The following is a 15,158-nucleotide window of genomic DNA, read 5'->3' as shown; positions in this document are numbered from 1 at the left end:
GAGGGCAGGGCCCGCGAGGCCCGGCGCCGCACCGGTGCGGAGGCGCCGCCGCCCCGCGCCGGGGCGGCCGCCGACGCCGAGCCGGACTACGACGACACCCGGGCGGCCCGCGACGACCACGACCACGACGGCGACGACGAGGACCCGTCCGCCACGGCCCCGTTCGACGCCCCGGTGGCGGCGTACGAGGCGGACCGCCGGGCGCTGGTGGAGCAGACCGACCACGCCGAGTGGGTCGACCAGCAGCGCGAGCGCGACCGCCCCGCGGACGCCGGCTGGGACCCTGTACCGGTCCCGCTGCCCACGTACGTGACGGCCCCCGTGGCCCCCCGCGCCACCCGGGGCCTGGACCTCGACGCCCCGGACACCTGGAGCTCGGCCCGCTCCAGCACCGCCGAACCCCGCCCCCCGGCCCCGGAGACCCCGGCCGGCCCCCACGCCGAGGACCCGCCCACCCCGGACACCCCCCGCCGCCGCCCCACCAACCGCACCCCGCTCTTCGACCAGTACGCCGACCCACCCCGCCCCCGCGCCGCCAACGAGTAGCCCCGCAGCCACCCCCCGCCCGGGCCTCGGGAACCGATTTTCTGGCCGGGGGGCCGGGATGCTAAGGTTCCTTCCGTTGTGAGGGCCTGTAGCGCAGTCCGGTAGCGCACCTCGTTCGCATCGAGGGGGTCTGGGGTTCAAATCCCCACAGGTCCACCCACGGGCCGTTCGCGAGTGACCTCGTAAGCGGTTCACGAGATCCCGTCCGATCGTCCCGATCAGGCGGGATCTAGCTGTTTCCGGGTTCCTCGGGAGGTCTGCGTGCCGGTGCCGCGGGGGTCCGGCGGGCGTGCATCGTGCGTTCGCCTGTTTCCGGGCCGGCTGTTTTTTCGGGCTACCGGCGCCAGCATTCCGCGTACGTAGTCCCGCATACGGCGGCGGGGTTCGACTCGGCCGAAGCGACGTCCGATGTCGGTGAAGGTCGTCCAGGTCGTGGTCCCAGGTCTCGGCTGCAAGACGCGAAGTACTGCTGGAGTACTCATGGCCAAGCCCCAACGTGCGGTCAGCGGTGGGAGCCCGCCAGCCAGCGTCGAACGTCCTCCATTGCCGTGCCGTCGCTGTCAGCGTCGATGGCGGCGGCCAGGTCTGCGATCGAGACGGCGGCGAGGGCGCGGTACCAGGCTTCCTGCGCCGCCGCCATGGCACGGGCGATGGCGCACGGGCGTTCGCACTGTCCGGCGGGGACGGCCAGCGGTCCGCGCTGCCGGATCTCGGTGCACCGGTACGCCGGCTCGGTGCCGTCGATGGCCTGGACCACTTCGAGCACGGTGAGCGAGACCGCGGGGCTCCGTTCCCCACAGACCGCGCCTACGGAAAGGTGCTGAAACGCCTGGGTGCCGAGCGAGTCGGCGAACTGCTGACCGGTTCCTTCGGGGTCGACGAGCTGGGGGTTCGTTCCCACGCCCGCAGGACCGGCCTGGGCGGACGGCTGTTGTCCGGCATCACCGCCGCCGCGCCCGGCGGCCGAGCGTGGTTGCTGACCTGGGATCAGGCGCATGACGCCCTCGCTTTCTACCGTCGCCACGGGTGGGGGGAGCCCGAGGCGGTGCACGGCCAGGAGGCGGACATCGTCGTGTTCTTGTCGCCGCCGTAGCGCCACTTTTCCGGACTGCCCGCTCCGAATCATGCGCGGATCCCGCACCGGCGGTGGTTGAAGGCCGAGGCGCACCGGAACGGCGGACGCCGGTACTCCCCGTCGGACGGCTCGCAATCGTCGCTAAGCGTTCGGTTGCTCCCGATGGGCCTTCTCCTGCGGGCGCCCGCAGGGGATCTCGTCGTTTCCGGGCCGTCGGCCGGCTCAGGCGGCGGTGACCGACTTCTCCGCGCGGAGGAGGAAGGCCCGCAGGACGAGCGCCGTCTGCATCCCGCACAGGGCCACGCCGAGGGCGGCGTGGGCGGCGAGTGAGCTCTCCAGACCCAGAAAGGTCTGGACGAAGGCGGCCACCAGGATGCCGACGGCCGCCATGAGCGGCCACCTCAGCCAGCGGTTGCGGCGCCACAACAGCACGGCGGCCACGACCTGAAGGAACACCAGGATCTCGAACACATAGGCGTTGAAGCCGTGCGCGTCGATCGAATCGACGTCGCCGTTCAGGAGCAACCCGGCCAGCAGGCCCTGCACCAAGGTCTCCAGACAGGCGAGAGCCGCCACGATCCGCAGCAGCATGACCGCTCCACGACCATCCACCCCCGGGGCCGCCGTGACCGGCACGGCCGCCCCGACGTGGGAGTGCGCACCCGCGGAAGAGGTGTCATTCATCGAAGTCCCCATTTCGTTCGGCTTCTTGGCGTTGATCGGACACCTTCAGCGGCCCCCGGACGCGGCCCCCGGTCGTCACCATCACCGGTTCTGTCCTTGTTCGCTCCGGTGACCGGGGCGACCGCAGGGCGGGTGTCGTACTGTCCGGGATCAGGAGTGTGCGGGCAGCAGCCCGGTGCTCTGGGCGTCCTGGGCGCCTGCCGGGCCTGTGGTGCCCTCGGCCGGGGGCTTGGGGCGCGGGGTGTTCATCAGGACGGCGACGATCAGTGCACCGGCCAGGATGATTCCTGCGGCCCACGTGCCGGCTGTCTCGAAGCCCTCCAGCGCCGCCTGTCTGGCGACGGCCGGGCTGCGGCCCTGCGAGGCGTGCGACGCGAGGTAGTCCGCGGTCGCGCTGGAGGCGATCGTGTTGAGCAGGGCGGTCCCGGTCGAGCTGCCGACCTGCTGCGTGGCGTTGAGGCTGGCCGAAGCGACGCCCGCGTCGCCCTGGTCGATGCCGTGGGTGGCGTAGTTGAAGGCCACCGGCATGATCATGCCCGCCCCGACGCCGAGCAGGAGCCCCGCGACCAGCACGCCCTCGACGTAGGAGGTGTCGGTCTCCATGGTGAGGATCCACAGCATGCCGGAGGAGATGAGAAGCATGCCGGGTACGATCAGCGCCCGCGGCGGGAGTCTGGGCAGCAGCCGGGCGGTGAGCCCGCCGGCCGACACCAGGACCGCCGTGGTCATCGGGAGGAAGGCCATGTCCGTTCGACCGCCGCGATCAGGGCGATCGGGATGTTGACGTACAGGCACCAGCGCCAGTCCAGGTAGTCGGTGAACGCCCCGCCCGTCAGCAGCCCGATCGCGCCGCCCGCGCCGGTGATGGCCCCCAGACCCCGAACGCCTTGGCGCGGTCCTTCGGCCGCGTGAACATCACCGTCAGCAGCGACAGCGCGGAAGGACCGAGCAGTGCGGCGAACCCGCCCTGCAGGGCGCGGGCGGTGAGCAGCATCTCGAAGTTCGACGCCGCGCCGCCGAACGCCGACGCGCCGGCGAAGCCGAGCAGTCCGATCAGGAAGGTCCGCTTGCGGCCGGTGTAGTCGGCGATCCGGCCGCCGAGGAGCAGCAGGCTGCCGAACGCCAGCGTGTACGCGGTGATGATCCACTGCCGGTCGCCGTCGGAGATCCCCAGATCGCTCTGGAGCGACGGCAGCGCGATGTTCACCACCGTGCCGTCCAGAACGATCACGAGCTGGGCCAGTCCGATGAAGCACAGCGCGGCCCAGCTGCGCGACGTGACCTCCGGACCCGGTGCCTTCGCGGTTGCCATTGACTTCGTCCTCACTCGTGCCGATGCGGGCCGCCCGGATCGTTCGTGCGGCGTGCTGACGAACACGAGTCGTCGGCAGCCGGAACCCTGTGACGGTGCAGTCGTGTGACCTGCGCCACCGGCCCCGGGTGTCACAACGCGGAGCGGAGCGGCGACTCGTGCATGAGGCGTGATCGAGAGCGAACAGACAGGAGCCGTTCATGAGCCAGCACGGCGAGCACGCAGCGGAGACGCCCGCTCGGGGCGACCGGGTGGATCCGGCCACCGCGGCGTTCGTCTCCCACCGCAACCTGCTGTTCACCGTCGCCTACGAGATGCTCGGCTCGGCCGCCGACAGCGAGGACGTGCTCCAGGAGACCTGGCTGCAGTGGGCGGACGTCGACCTCGACACGGTCCGGGACCAGCGTGCGTTCCTGGTGCGGATCACCACGCGCCGGGCACTGGACCGGCTGCGTACGCTGGCGCGGCGCAAGGAGTCCTACGTCGGACCCTGGCTGCCCGAGCCGCTGCTGACCGCGCCCGACGTGGCCGAGGACGTCGAGCTGGCCGACAGTGTCTCGATGGCGATGCTGCTGGTGCTGGAGACCCTGGGGCCGACCGAGCGGGCGGTGTTCGTGCTGCGCGAGGTCTTCGAGCTGCCCTACGACGAGATCGCCGAGGCCGTCGACAAGAGCGAGGGCGCGATCCGTCAGATCGCCCACCGGGCACGGGCACACGTCGCCGCGCGCCGACCGCGCACCGTCGTTTCCGCAGCCGAGACCCAAGACGCGCTTGAGGCGTTCCAGCGTGCACTCGAATCGGGCGATCTGCAGGGCCTGCTCGACAAGCTCGCGCCGGACGTCGTGTACCTGGGCGACAGCGGCGGGGCCGTACCGACCGCGGGGGCGCCCGTCGTCGGGGCCGTCCAGGTGGCCTCCCTGCTGACCACTTCCAGGCTGGGCCAGCTCGCCGCCGTGAAGCCGGCACAGGTCAACGGCCACCCGGCGCTGCTCCTCCAACTGCGGGGAGACCAACGCCGTCCTGGCCGTGCGCATCGACGAGGGCCGCATCACCGGGCTCTACGTGGTACGCAACCCCGAGAAGCTCTCGCACATGGAACATGTGACCGCCTTGAGCCGCTGAGCCGGCGCGCCCCCGGGGCGCATCGCCGCGTGTATCCGGTCGGTCGCCTCGGCGCCGAGCGAGAGCCCTCGCCCCCAGGGCCGGCCCTCTGCGTCCAGGAAGCGGAGGAAGCGACGTCGGGCGGGTCCTCGCCGCTAGTAGAAGCCAGGTACCGCTGCATCGACGCCAAACGTCATGCAGGGGCGCCGAGCGGCGGGTGCTCCAGCAGGCGGGGCTTGTACTCGACCATCTGGGTGCGGCCGTCGAAGGTGCGGTGGTCGGTCATGTCGAGGGCGACGTCCGGATAGCCGTCGTAGATGCGTTCTGCGCCGGTGGCCCCGGTGATCACCGGGAACATCACGACCCGGAAGCGGTCGACGAGTCCGGCTCGTAGCAGGGACCGGCACAGGCTGAGGCTGCCGATCGTGCTGAGGAGTCCCGGGCCACTCGCCTTCATGGCGCGGACCGCCTCGACGGCGTCGTCGCGGACGAGCGTGGAGTTGCCCCACGTCAGCGGCTCCTCCAGGGAGGAGGAGAACACCACCTTGGACGCCTGCGTGAGCTCGTCGACGGACGCCTCCTCCTCGGGCCTGAACTCGTCCTGGCCCGTCGGGACCTCGCCGGCGGCGAAGCCCGACATCAGGCGGTAGGTGTTCGCTCCCATCAGGTAGGTGACCTCGGGCTGCTCGCCGAGCCACGCGAGGTACTCCGGGCCCTCCAGGCCCCAGAACCCGGGCCATCCCTCTCCGGACGCGTAGCCGTCGAGGGAGGTGATGAAATCGACGAGAAGCTCCGACATGGCGGTGTCCTTTCCTCGGATGTCACGAGCTTGGACCGGCCGGGAGCCACAGACTCATCGCCGCGCTGAGGCGTAACGAGAAAACCCGCGACGCTGCAGCCGGCCAGGTCGGCGGAGCGGTACCCGGACGGGACCCCTCCCGGTGGCGGGCCGCTACAACTCGGGGAAGACCTTCCGTAGAACGGAGTTCCCCCCCCATGAGGCCGCGCGTACGCTCCAGCCGTGCCGGGTTGTCCGCCCTCGCCGCCGTGATCGCGGTGGCGGCGGCCACCCTGGCCGGCTGCGGCTCGGACACCGACGACGCAGCACAGCCTGACGACGCCGACACGACAACCGTGTCGCCGTCTCCCACAGACAAGGAGTCGGATCCGAAGTCGGCGTCCCCCTCCGCCACCACCGAACCCGACCCCACGGCCTCCGAGTTCACTCCCCTCGCCCCGGAGGACGCAGCGGACGGGGCAGATGTCGGTGCCTGCGCCGACGGCGAGTGCGAGGTCGCGGTGACGGCGGGCACCAGCATTCCCTTCGACGCGGACATCGGCGGGGTGAGCGTCGCCGATGTGGGCAAGAGCCAGGTGACGCTCGCGATGACATACGCCAGCGGCGGCAGCGGCTCCATTCAGGCGGGAGTCGGACCTCGGGGCGGCAGCTTCGGCAACGTCAACACGGTGATCATCGAGTTCGCCGTGCTGGGCATCGAGGACGGCACGGCGGTCGTCAGCTTCGCCCCCGAGAAGCCGTGACGCGTCGCCCAGGAGACGTTCACACCCGTTGCTTGGTTGGGGACAGCACCGAGATCGTCATGCTGCGACCACCCGGCGGACGTACGCGGCTGAAGCTCCCGATTCTTACGCCGCCGGACCGCCTCCCGGGTTCGCCGCTCGCGCAACGTCGCCTTTGAGGTGCGCGGCCTCCAAGTCGCGGTCTACGATGCCGCCGTCGACGGCTGCGGCCTGGTGGGAGGCGTCTGCGCGTACGAGGGCGAGTGGTGGACGGTCTACGTCCGTGGATCCGGATGAATCACCGTCTCGTTGGCCGAGCGCATCGAGAAGCAGGGAGACATCGTGAGCACGACCGTCACTGACGAACAGGTCCGGGCTCTGGCCGAGACCGCGAAACCCTTCAGCCTGGCGCTCCTTCAGTGGGGGCCGGAACGGACCATGGACGGCGCGGACGCGATCGAGCTCGAACACCAACGACGCATGGTGTCGCTGCGTGCTGACGGGGTGATCGCGGTCCTGTGCCCGGTCGCCTCCGACACCGTGGCCGGCGTCGCGATCATGACCGTGCCGAGCGAGGAAGCCGCGGAGATCATGGCCGGGGATCCCTGCGTGCGGGCCGGGATGATGCGCTACGAGGTCCACCCGTGCCACGGCTTCCCCGGCGACGCCGTCCCCGCATGAACGATCCCGGCCGGGGCCGGGCCGGAGGTGTTGTTGCGGCGGCCGGTGTCGAGGCCGGTGGGTTCGGCGGCGGGGTGGGCCGTGCGGCGGCGGGCGGCGCTGATGTCCAGTACTCCTGGGGCGGGCCCGCGGTGCGGGGGCCTTGTGGGCGGAGACGGTCGCGGCGTGCGCAGTTCACCGACTACGACCACTTCGCCCGCGCACAACCATGCGCGCTCAGATCATCCTGGACATCATCGCCTGCTGCGCCCGCAGCGCGGCACTGATCGGCGACCGCATCATGAGCCTGATCCACAGCAACGACCCGGACATCGACTTCGAGCCGGTCGGTGCCTTGCCGGTGATGTGGAACGCCGCCGAGTGGCACCACGCGAGGCGTGACCCCGACACGGCATAGGCAAGCGCCACGACGCCGAGTGACCTGCGCACCGCCTGATGCTCAGCGGCCACGGATGGGCCGACTGCACGGTCGCGGCCATGCCGGCGCCGTCCACGTCACGGGTGAGCCTAAGCTCCACGCCGGTGCGATAGCGCCTGGTTCGGGGGCCGTCGGTGCTCGCGCACTCGCCCCTCACCTGAACTGGGGCGGGGGCGTCTTAGGGTGGATTCATGCGTAAGGGTGCGATCACGCGGGAGGCGGTGCTCAAGACCATCGCCGAGCACGATGAGTTGGGACGCGAGCGGTTCTTGTCGGCCTACGGCTTCGGGCGGGCCCGGTCGTATCTGCTCATACACCAGGGACAGGAGTACGACTCCAAGGCCATCGCCGGCGTGGCCCATAAGTGGGATCAAGGCAGGGCACTCCGGTCGGAGGAGTTCAGCGGCGGCAAGGACCACGCGGCGGGCTGGCTGAAGCGGGCCGGGTTCCACGTCAGGGCAATCAAGAACCCTGACTGGGCGCGTGATGAGATCATCCTTGCCTGCCAGCTCGTTATGGACAACGGATGGAAGGGCATGGACGCCCACAACCAGCAGGTCATAGAGCTGTCCGGGCTGCTCCAACTTCTTCCCATCCACGCCGAAGGTGAGCGCAACGAGAAGTTCCGCAACCCCAACGGCGTGGCCCGCAAGACCTACGACATCGCCACCCGGCATCCCGACTACCGCGGCAGGAAGACCAACGGCGGTGTCCTTGATGGCGAGGTACTGCATGAGTTTCTGGCCAGGCCCGCCGAGATGGCCAAGGCTGCCCAGTTGATCCGCCAGGGCATCACGGACGGCGGACTCCAGACCCTGCCTCCGGTGGATGATGAGGAACTTGACGAGTACAGCGTGCCTGAAGGCCGCCTGCTACTGCGTCAGCACAGGGCGCGGGAGCGGAACAAGACCCTGCGGAAGAAGAAAATCGCAGCGGTGCTACGGCAGGGCGGAACTCTGAGTTGTGAGGCATGCGGCTTCGACTTCGAGGAGGTCTACGGCGACCGGGGTGCCGGGTACATCGAGTGCCACCACGTCGTACCGCTGCACGAGGCCGGCGAGGCCCGGACCAAGCTCAGTGATTTGGCGCTGATCTGCGCAAATTGCCACCGCATGATCCACCGCCGCGCTCCCTGGCCAACGCCCGCCGAACTGCGCGCCACCATCGAGGCCGGTAGGGCGGCAGACCTGAACGCCGCGATCGTCGTAGAGCAACGAAGCACAGCAAGCACAGCAGCCGAAGCCACTCGTGACCAACCGCAAGCGTCCGCGTGAACTGCCGTGCAGACGAGAGCGACCGTACTGCCGGTGGCCACATCCCCATAGGCCTACTTCAAGCTCGGTCGTCGTGATCGGTCGAGATCTTCGTCGGTTCCGGGAAGTGTTCCAGCAGGACGCCTTCTTCAGCTTTTGTTCGCGGTCGCGTGTGGTTGCTGGCGTGCCTGGGTGCGGAACTGTGCGGGTGACGAGCCGACGACGCGGCGGAACGCGGTGCTGAAGGCGCTCTCGGAGAGGTAGCCGGTGGCGCGGGCGAGTTCGGAGATCGACAGCGTGTTGCGGGTGAGGGCGTCGCGGGCGAGGCTCATGCGCCACTGGATCAGGTACTCCAGCGGCGGGACGCCGACGTGGCTCTTGAAGGCCTGGGCGAACGCGGAACGCGACATGTGGCTGATCTCGGCGAGTTCCTTGAGGTTCCAGGAGTGGGCCACGTCCGCGTGTACGGCGCGCAGGGCGGCGCCGATGCCGTCCTCGTTCAGGGCGCCCAGCCAGCCGGTGGGCCGGTCCGTCTGGCCGGCGTGAGCGCGCAGCATGTGGACGAGCAGGATCTGGGCGAGGTGGTTCTGCACCAGCGGGCCGCCGGGGGCGGCGGCGCCGACCTCCGTGGCCAGGAGGTCGATCAGTTGCGCGAGCCGCCTGCCTTGCGGGTCGGCTACGCGGACGGTCACGAGCGGTGGCAGGAGGTCGGTCAGGAGGGATGCGTTCCGGTCGTCGAAGGCGATGTGCCCGACGCAGAGGTAGAGGTCCTCCTCGGACTCCGGGCCGATCCGTACGAACCCGTCTTCGGCGCCCGCCCACACCTGCTCCGCGGGGCGCGGGTGTGCGTCGGGCGTGCTGGCCAGCACGTAGGGCGGCGGGTTGCCCAGCATGAAGGTGTCGCCCGCCCGCAGGAGCACCGGCTCGTGGCCTTCGAGGACCAGCCAGCACGTGCCGTGCACGAGGCCGCCGATCCGCACGTGCGGGAACGTGTCGAAGCGCAGCGCCCACTCTCCCGCGGCCCGGAGGCTGGGCCCGATGACCGTGCGGGGCCGGAGCAGACCGATCGCGTCGGCCACGGGATCCCGGAAGCCGAGCACCGGGCACCACCTCCTGGACGATACGTAAAGAACAGCGGACTCTGCATCATGGATAGTATCCCCGATCTCCCGCAGTATCGATGGCGAACGGTCGGCATCGAGACAGTGACGGAGACACCCGCATGGGACAGCTGGAAGGCAGGACGTCGGTGGTCACCGGGGGCAGCACCGGTATCGGTCTGGCCACCGCCGTACGGCTGGCGGACGAGGGCGCGTACGTGTTCGTCACCGGCCGGCGCAAGACGGAGCTGGACGCGGCCGTGGCGGCCGTCGGGCCGGACCGGGCGACGGGGGTGGCCGGCGACGTCTCCGAGGCGGCCGACCTCGACCGGCTCTACGAGGCGGTCCGGGCGCGGGGCAGGGGCCTGGACGTGGTCGTGGCGAACGCGGGGACCGCCGCGTTCGTGACGCTGGAGCAGACCACCGAGGAGCACCTCGACCAGACCTTCGCGGTCAACGTCCGGGGCACGCTGCTCACCGTGCAGAAAGCGCTGCCGCTGCTCAACGACGGGGCCTCGGTCGTGCTGATCGGGTCCACGGCCGCCGACCGCGGCATGGAGGCGTTCGGCGCGTACGCGGCGTCGAAGGCCGCGGTCCGCTCCTTCGCGCGGACGTGGTCCAACGAGCTGAAGGGCCGCGGCATCCGGGTCAACGCGGTCTCGCCGGGCATGGTCGAGACGCCGGGCAACACCGCCGTGGTCGGCGGCGAGGAGGCGATGCGGGGCGTCAGGGAGGCTGCCGCCACGATGGTGGCCAAGGGCCGGATGGGCCGGCCCGAGGAGGTCGCCGCGGCGGTGGCCTTCCTGGCCTCGGAACAGAGCAGTTACCTCGTCGGTGCGAACATCTATGTGGACGGCGGCGTGAACCAGATCTGAGCAGGCACCACACCGCGGGACGCGGCCGCCATGGACGGCGAACCGGGCCTACCGCCCCGGCCTGCTCGCGCCGGTTCCCGCGGGCCCTGCGAGGACGGGTGGCTGTCCCCGCATCACCCGGCGGGCAGGTAGGCGATGGCGTCGATGTCGACCAGGAAGCCCAGCGGGGGCGGGGACTGCATCGTCATGCGGGCCGGGAGGTAGTCGCCGAAGTACGTCCGGTAGACCGCGTTCATCCTGGCCCAGTCGTCGACGTCCTTCATGTGGATCGTGACCTTCACCAGGTCGTCCAGCGTGCCGCCGGCCGCTTCCAGGATCGCCCGGAGGCTGCCCATGACGTGTGCGGTCTGCTCCTCGATGCCGCCCTCGACGGTCTGCCCGGTCTCCGAGTCGTACGGGACCGTGCCGGAGATGAACAGGTAGTCGCCGGCGTGGACGGCCTGGGGGAACGGGCCGACGGGGAGCACCGCGTTCGGGGTGTGGACGGTGCGCTTGGCGGGGGTGTGCTGCTGCGTGTCGTTCACGGGGACCTCCGGGTCGCGGGGGTGTACGTGCGTCAACCGTGCTGCTCTTCGTCCGCCCGGGCGGTCTCCGGGCCGTGGTCCGCCGTCGCGCCGCCGTAGCGGGCGGGCGGGTAGCTCATGACCGAGAGCACGCGGGCGCCTTCGCGGGAGTGGTAGCGGTGCGGTACGTCGCCCGGGAACCACAGGGCGTCGCCCGGCGACAGGGTCGCCTCCCGGCCCTCCGGGCCCGTTTCCAGCGAGCCCTCGACGCAGTAGACGAGTTCCTCGGTGCCGGGCGGGTGCAGGCTGGTGTACGGGGTGCCGGCCAGGACGCGGACGTCGTAGATCTCGGTGCGGTGGCTGCGGCCCTCGGCGAGGACCAGGCGGGCGACGAGGCCGCTCTCCGACGTCATCGAGGGGCCGTCGCCGGACCGGACGAGGCGGACCCGGGGGGCGTCCTCCTCGCCGAGGAGCGTGCCGAGCGTGATGTCGAAGGCGCGCGCGAGGCGCCACATCGTCTCCAGCGACGGGTTGCCGGTGCCGGATTCGAGTGTCGACAGGAGCGTCTTCGACAGGCCGGTCCGGCCCGCCAGCGCGCCGAGCGACCAGCCGCGGGCCTCGCGGTGCGCCCGGACGGCCCGGGCGACGCCGCCGGTGGTGGAAGCGAATGCACTGTCCATTATGGTTTCCGATCGTACAGTGAAGTTGTCGATCCGTGAAGACGCGGCGGTCGCGGCCGGGGTTGTTGCAACGTTGCATGCGACGTGTGCCGGCTTGCCTGCCGCGTGGTTTACAACGTTGCATCTAGATGCTGGGATGGCGGGACGACACCCCGTCCGACCCGACGTCCGCCACCGGGAGCCGCTTCGCCATGTCCGACTCGTACGCGCCGCCCGCCCCCGCGGGCACGCCCCGCCCGGAGTACCCCCGCCCCGGCTTCGTCCGGGCGGACTGGCTCAACCTCAACGGCACCTGGCAGTTCGCCCGCGACCCCGGGGACAGCGGGCTGGAGCGCGGGCTCGTCGGCGCCGAGCTGCCCGAGCGCATCGTCGTGCCCTTCTGCCCCGAGTCGGAGCTGTCCGGCATCGGGGACACCGACTTCCACCACGCCGTGTGGTACCGGCGCACCGTGCGCATCCCCGCCGAGTGGGCCGGCCGGCGGCCGGTGCTGCACTTCGGGGCCGTCGACCACGACGCCACCGTGTGGGTCAGCGGCCGCGAAGTCGCCCGGCACAGCGGGGGTTTCACCCCGTTCAGCGCCGACCTCGGCGACGTCGTACGGGCCGGCGAGGACGCCGTCGTCGTGGTACGGGCGCGGGACGCCGCCCGGGGGCCGCAGGCGCGGGGCAAGCAGTCGACCGCGTACGACAACCACGCCTGCTTCTACACCCGCACCACCGGCATCTGGCAGACCGTCTGGCTGGAGCCCGTCGCGGACACGCACCTGGAGCGCCCCCGCATCACCCCCGACCTGGCCGCCGGCTGCTTCCACGTCGAGGCCCCCCTCGCCGGCGGCCGCACCGGCCACCGCGTCCACGCCCGGCTGCGCGACGCCGCCGGCGTCGTCGCCGAGGCGGACGTCGCGGCGGACCTCGACCTCGCGCCGCGGCTCGTGCTGCCCGTACCCGACGACCGGCGCCGCCCCTGGTCCCCCGAGGATCCGCATCTGTACGAACTGACGCTGGAACTGACCGGTCCCGACGGCACCGTGACCGACCGCGCCGTCTGCACGGCCGGTCTGCGCGCGGTGACGGTCGACGGGAAGCGGATCCTGATCAACGGCAAGCCGGTCTTCCAGCGGCTCGTGCTCGACCAGGGCTGGTACCCCGACGGCCTCATGACCGCCCCCGACGACGCCGCCCTCGTACGCGACATCGAACTCTCCCGCGCCGCCGGCTTCAACGGCGCCCGCCTGCACCAGAAGGTCTTCGAGGAGCGCTACCTGCACCACGCGGACCGCCTCGGCTACCTGGTCTGGGGCGAGTTCGGCGACTGGGGCGCCGGCACCGGCGGCCCGGTCGGCCCCGACAACCAGCAGCCCACCGCCGGCTTCGTCGCCCAGTGGCTGGAGGCCGTCGAACGCGACTACTCCCACCCCGCCCTCATCGGCTGGTGCCCGCTCAACGAGACGCGGCAGCAGCTGACCGACCGGCAGAGCGTCCTCGACGACGTCACGCGCGCGATGTTCCTCGCCACCAAGGCCGCCGACACCTCCCGGCCCGTCCTCGACGCCTCCGGCTACGCCCACCGCGTGCCGGAGGCCGACGTCTACGACTCGCACTGCTACGAGCAGGACCCCGAGGTCTTCGGCGCGCTGATGGCCGGGCTGCGCGCGGGCACACCGTTCGTCAACCCGCAGGACGAGGCGGCGGGGCAGACCTGGTCGCTGCCGTACGGCGGACAGCCCTACTTCTGCAGCGAGTTCGGCGGCATCTGGTGGAACCCGGAGGAGGCGGCGTCGGCGGCGGGGGAGGACCGGCTGGTGTCGTGGGGGTACGGGCAGCGGCCGCGCGACGAGGAGGAGTTCCACGAGCGCTTCGCCGGGCTGACCGGGGTGCTGCTGGGGGACCCGGACATGTTCGGGTACTGCTACACGCAGCTGACGGACGTCTTCCAGGAGCAGAACGGGATCTACCGGTTCGACCGGTCGGAGAAGCTGGACGTGCGGCGGGTGCGGGCGGCGCAGCTGCGGCCGGCGGCGTTCGAGGCGGGGCGGGGGAGCGGGGGCACCGGGGAGGTGCCGTAGGCGGCGGGTGCGGGCGGCGGGCGTGCGGGGAACTCCGGGAAGCGGGCGGCGCGTTCTGCCGAGAGTTCGCCGAGTTTCCCCAGGTGTGCAGATCCCTGCCGTCCACCGTCACGGAAGGCCCGCAACCATGACTCCGGACCACCCCCGCAACGACCCCCGCAGCCCCCGGCTCTCCCGCCGCCTGCTCCTCGGTGCCGCCGCCGGCGCGACGCTGGCGGCCGGCACGGGCACGGCGTACGCCGCGAGTGCGCCGTACGGCACGACCCGCCCCGCCGGGACCTGGCCGACCGAGTTCCCGCTCCCCGACGGCTGGCTCCCCGAGGGCATCACCATCGGCCGCCGCCCGTACGCCTACATGGGCTCCCGCGCCAACGGCGCCGTCCTCCGCGCCGACCTGCGCACCGGCGCCGGAAAGGTCGTCCACGCCGGCGCCCCCGGGACGGCGGCCATCGGCCTGAAGCTGGACCGCGACGGCCTGCTGTACGTCGCGGGCGGCGTCGGCGGCACGGCGAGCGTCATCGACGCCCGCACCGGCGCCGTCGTCGTCACCCACCGGCTGACGCCCCCGGCCGGCCACTTCGTCAACGACACCGTCCTCCTCGGCCGTACCGCCTGGTTCACCGACTCGCACGCGGCGGTCCTCTACGGCGTCCCCCGCGGCCGCCGCGGCGAGGTCCGCGTCCTCCCGCTCACCGGCGACTGGGTCCAGACCCCGGACGCCTTCAACGCCAACGGCATCGTCGACGCGCCCGACGGCCGCGGCGTGATCGTCGTCAGCAGCGATCCCGGCCGCCTGTACCACGTCGACCTGCGGACCGGCCACGCCACGCAGATCGCCCTGCGCGGCGCGGCGGACGTCGCCAACGGCGACGGCCTGGTGCGCGTCGGGCACACGCTGTACGTGGTCCAGAACCGCGCCAACCTGGTCGCGGCGTTCCGCCTGGACCGCGCCGTGCGCACCGCCACCCTGCACCGCACGATCACCGACCCCCGCTTCGACGTCCCCACCACGGCGGCCCGCTTCGGCAACCGCCTCTACCTGGTCAACGCCCGCTTCACGTCCCCCCAGGAACCGGACACCGCCTTCAACGCGGTAGCGGTCCCCCTCTGACCCCTCCGCCCCGTCCCCACCCTCTCCGCCCCGCCCGCCGCGAGGCCGGCCCCGCGGCGGGCCAGGCGGAGGGGGGAGGTGTCGAATTAGTTCGATTCTGTACGCATCTTGACCCTCTTCGGTGGCGGGCCCATGCTGGGAGCGCTCCCACGCGGCGCCGCAGCCAACCCGTGGAGAGGACCCCCCAACGTGCGCAGGATCAGCAGACTCCGACTCGCCGGATCACTCATGC

15 protein-coding genes, 1 tRNA gene and 3 pseudogenes are annotated in these 15,158 nt (G+C 71.5%); 11 read left to right on the top strand and 8 right to left on the bottom strand.

Translation table 11 applies throughout. From position 1 onward, the window contains the following. Together ABD317_RS23190 and ABD317_RS23185 are read left to right on the top strand one after the other, a co-directional pair. A pseudogene (locus tag ABD317_RS23190) lies at nt 1-546 on the top strand (hypothetical protein); the annotation flags it as partial. Between the two features lie 82 nt (nt 547-628). Beyond that, nucleotides 629-702 (top strand) — tRNA-Ala (locus tag ABD317_RS23185). Nucleotides 703-1,048: 346 nt separating this feature from the next. Here the strand turns inward: ABD317_RS23185 and ABD317_RS23180 are convergent. Further along, the gene (locus ABD317_RS23180; RefSeq protein ID WP_344291853.1) at nt 1,049-1,312 is read right to left on the bottom strand and encodes a hypothetical protein; all 264 of its coding nucleotides are present in this window, start codon (nt 1,310-1,312) and stop codon (nt 1,049-1,051) included. Between the two features lie 51 nt (nt 1,313-1,363). Between ABD317_RS23180 and ABD317_RS23175 the strand changes: the two genes are divergently transcribed. After that, a complete protein-coding gene (locus ABD317_RS23175) occupies nt 1,364-1,639 on the top strand; it encodes a GNAT family N-acetyltransferase (RefSeq protein WP_344291852.1) in 276 nt (91 codons plus the stop codon). A 204-nt stretch (nt 1,640-1,843) separates the two neighbouring features. Here the strand turns inward: ABD317_RS23175 and ABD317_RS23170 are convergent, their stop codons facing one another. The 3 genes and pseudogenes from ABD317_RS23170 to ABD317_RS37875 all read right to left on the bottom strand — a co-directional run. Then, on the bottom strand, nt 1,844-2,305 hold the full coding sequence (locus tag ABD317_RS23170; RefSeq protein ID WP_344291851.1) for a hypothetical protein: 462 nt from the start codon (nt 2,303-2,305) through the stop codon (nt 1,844-1,846). Between the two features lie 150 nt (nt 2,306-2,455). After that, complete coding sequence (locus tag ABD317_RS37880; protein ID WP_425582413.1) at nt 2,456-3,034, bottom strand: MFS transporter; 579 nt, start codon at nt 3,032-3,034, stop codon at nt 2,456-2,458. Between the two features lie 26 nt (nt 3,035-3,060). Then, a pseudogene (locus tag ABD317_RS37875) lies at nt 3,061-3,617 on the bottom strand (MFS transporter); the annotation flags it as partial. Nucleotides 3,618-3,817: 200 nt separating this feature from the next. On the opposite strand from ABD317_RS37875, the pseudogene ABD317_RS23160 reads away from it, so the two are divergent. After that, nucleotides 3,818-4,739 (top strand): annotated as a pseudogene (locus tag ABD317_RS23160) (RNA polymerase sigma-70 factor). A 172-nt stretch (nt 4,740-4,911) separates the two neighbouring features. On the opposite strand, the gene ABD317_RS23155 reads toward ABD317_RS23160, so the two are convergent. Then, the gene (locus ABD317_RS23155) at nt 4,912-5,517 is read right to left on the bottom strand and encodes a dihydrofolate reductase family protein (protein ID WP_344291849.1); all 606 of its coding nucleotides are present in this window, start codon (nt 5,515-5,517) and stop codon (nt 4,912-4,914) included. Nucleotides 5,518-5,714: 197 nt separating this feature from the next. Between ABD317_RS23155 and ABD317_RS23150 the strand changes: the two genes are divergently transcribed. From ABD317_RS23150 to ABD317_RS23135, 4 genes are all read left to right on the top strand, one after another. Next, complete coding sequence (locus ABD317_RS23150; RefSeq protein ID WP_344291848.1) at nt 5,715-6,260, top strand: hypothetical protein; 546 nt, start codon at nt 5,715-5,717, stop codon at nt 6,258-6,260. 321 nt (nt 6,261-6,581) lie between these two features. After that, nucleotides 6,582-6,920 (top strand): YciI family protein, encoded by a 339-nt coding sequence (locus ABD317_RS23145; RefSeq protein WP_344291847.1) that lies wholly within the window; start codon nt 6,582-6,584, stop codon nt 6,918-6,920. A gap of 208 nt (nt 6,921-7,128) precedes the next feature. Next, complete coding sequence (locus ABD317_RS23140) at nt 7,129-7,317, top strand: hypothetical protein (RefSeq protein WP_344291846.1); 189 nt, start codon at nt 7,129-7,131, stop codon at nt 7,315-7,317. A 212-nt stretch (nt 7,318-7,529) separates the two neighbouring features. Next, the gene (locus tag ABD317_RS23135) at nt 7,530-8,612 is read left to right on the top strand and encodes an HNH endonuclease (RefSeq protein ID WP_344291845.1); all 1,083 of its coding nucleotides are present in this window, start codon (nt 7,530-7,532) and stop codon (nt 8,610-8,612) included. A 128-nt stretch (nt 8,613-8,740) separates the two neighbouring features. Here the strand turns inward: ABD317_RS23135 and ABD317_RS23130 are convergent, their stop codons facing one another. Beyond that, a complete protein-coding gene (locus ABD317_RS23130) occupies nt 8,741-9,691 on the bottom strand; it encodes an AraC family transcriptional regulator (protein WP_344291844.1) in 951 nt (316 codons plus the stop codon). A 122-nt stretch (nt 9,692-9,813) separates the two neighbouring features. Between ABD317_RS23130 and ABD317_RS23125 the strand changes: the two genes are divergently transcribed. After that, nucleotides 9,814-10,566 (top strand): SDR family NAD(P)-dependent oxidoreductase, encoded by a 753-nt coding sequence (locus ABD317_RS23125; RefSeq protein ID WP_344291843.1) that lies wholly within the window; start codon nt 9,814-9,816, stop codon nt 10,564-10,566. Nucleotides 10,567-10,679: 113 nt separating this feature from the next. Here the strand turns inward: ABD317_RS23125 and ABD317_RS23120 are convergent, their stop codons facing one another. Both ABD317_RS23120 and ABD317_RS23115 read right to left on the bottom strand, forming a co-directional pair. Next, nucleotides 10,680-11,090: a RidA family protein gene (locus ABD317_RS23120; RefSeq protein ID WP_344291842.1), complete on the bottom strand. Its 411-nt coding sequence runs from the start codon at nt 11,088-11,090 to the stop codon at nt 10,680-10,682. Nucleotides 11,091-11,122: 32 nt separating this feature from the next. Then, on the bottom strand, nt 11,123-11,749 hold the full coding sequence (locus tag ABD317_RS23115; protein WP_344291841.1) for a helix-turn-helix domain-containing protein: 627 nt from the start codon (nt 11,747-11,749) through the stop codon (nt 11,123-11,125). 191 nt (nt 11,750-11,940) lie between these two features. Here ABD317_RS23115 and ABD317_RS23110 point away from each other — a divergent pair, with 191 nt between their 5' ends. Together ABD317_RS23110 and ABD317_RS23105 are read left to right on the top strand one after the other, a co-directional pair. Further along, entirely contained in the window at nt 11,941-13,815 is a 1,875-nt protein-coding gene (locus ABD317_RS23110; RefSeq protein WP_344291854.1) for a glycoside hydrolase family 2 protein, read from the top strand. A 127-nt stretch (nt 13,816-13,942) separates the two neighbouring features. Then, nucleotides 13,943-14,926, top strand: a complete 984-nt coding sequence (locus ABD317_RS23105) for an SMP-30/gluconolactonase/LRE family protein (RefSeq protein ID WP_344291840.1) — start codon at nt 13,943-13,945, stop codon at nt 14,924-14,926. The last annotated feature ends 232 nt before the right edge of the window (nt 14,927-15,158 follow it).

It is taken from the genome of Streptomyces synnematoformans, assembly GCF_039531005.1.
GTDB classification, from domain to species: Bacteria; Actinomycetota; Actinomycetes; order Streptomycetales; family Streptomycetaceae; genus Streptomyces; species Streptomyces synnematoformans.
This window is presented reverse-complemented; position numbering and strand designations above follow the sequence as displayed.

Coding starts and splice junctions, on each gene's coding strand:
- ABD317_RS23170 (WP_344291851.1), bottom strand. CDS start 2,305: ATGAATGACACCTCTTCCGCGGGTGCGCACTCCCACGTCGGGGCGGCC.
- ABD317_RS37880 (WP_425582413.1), bottom strand. CDS start 3,034: ATGACCACGGCGGTCCTGGTGTCGGCCGGCGGGCTCACCGCCCGGCTG.
- ABD317_RS23155 (WP_344291849.1), bottom strand. CDS start 5,517: ATGTCGGAGCTTCTCGTCGATTTCATCACCTCCCTCGACGGCTACGCG.
- ABD317_RS23150 (WP_344291848.1), top strand. CDS start 5,715: ATGAGGCCGCGCGTACGCTCCAGCCGTGCCGGGTTGTCCGCCCTCGCC.
- ABD317_RS23140 (WP_344291846.1), top strand. CDS start 7,129: ATGCGCGCTCAGATCATCCTGGACATCATCGCCTGCTGCGCCCGCAGC.
- ABD317_RS23135 (WP_344291845.1), top strand. CDS start 7,530: ATGCGTAAGGGTGCGATCACGCGGGAGGCGGTGCTCAAGACCATCGCC.
- ABD317_RS23125 (WP_344291843.1), top strand. CDS start 9,814: ATGGGACAGCTGGAAGGCAGGACGTCGGTGGTCACCGGGGGCAGCACC.
- ABD317_RS23115 (WP_344291841.1), bottom strand. CDS start 11,749: ATGGACAGTGCATTCGCTTCCACCACCGGCGGCGTCGCCCGGGCCGTC.
- ABD317_RS23110 (WP_344291854.1), top strand. CDS start 11,941: ATGTCCGACTCGTACGCGCCGCCCGCCCCCGCGGGCACGCCCCGCCCG.
- ABD317_RS23105 (WP_344291840.1), top strand. CDS start 13,943: ATGACTCCGGACCACCCCCGCAACGACCCCCGCAGCCCCCGGCTCTCC.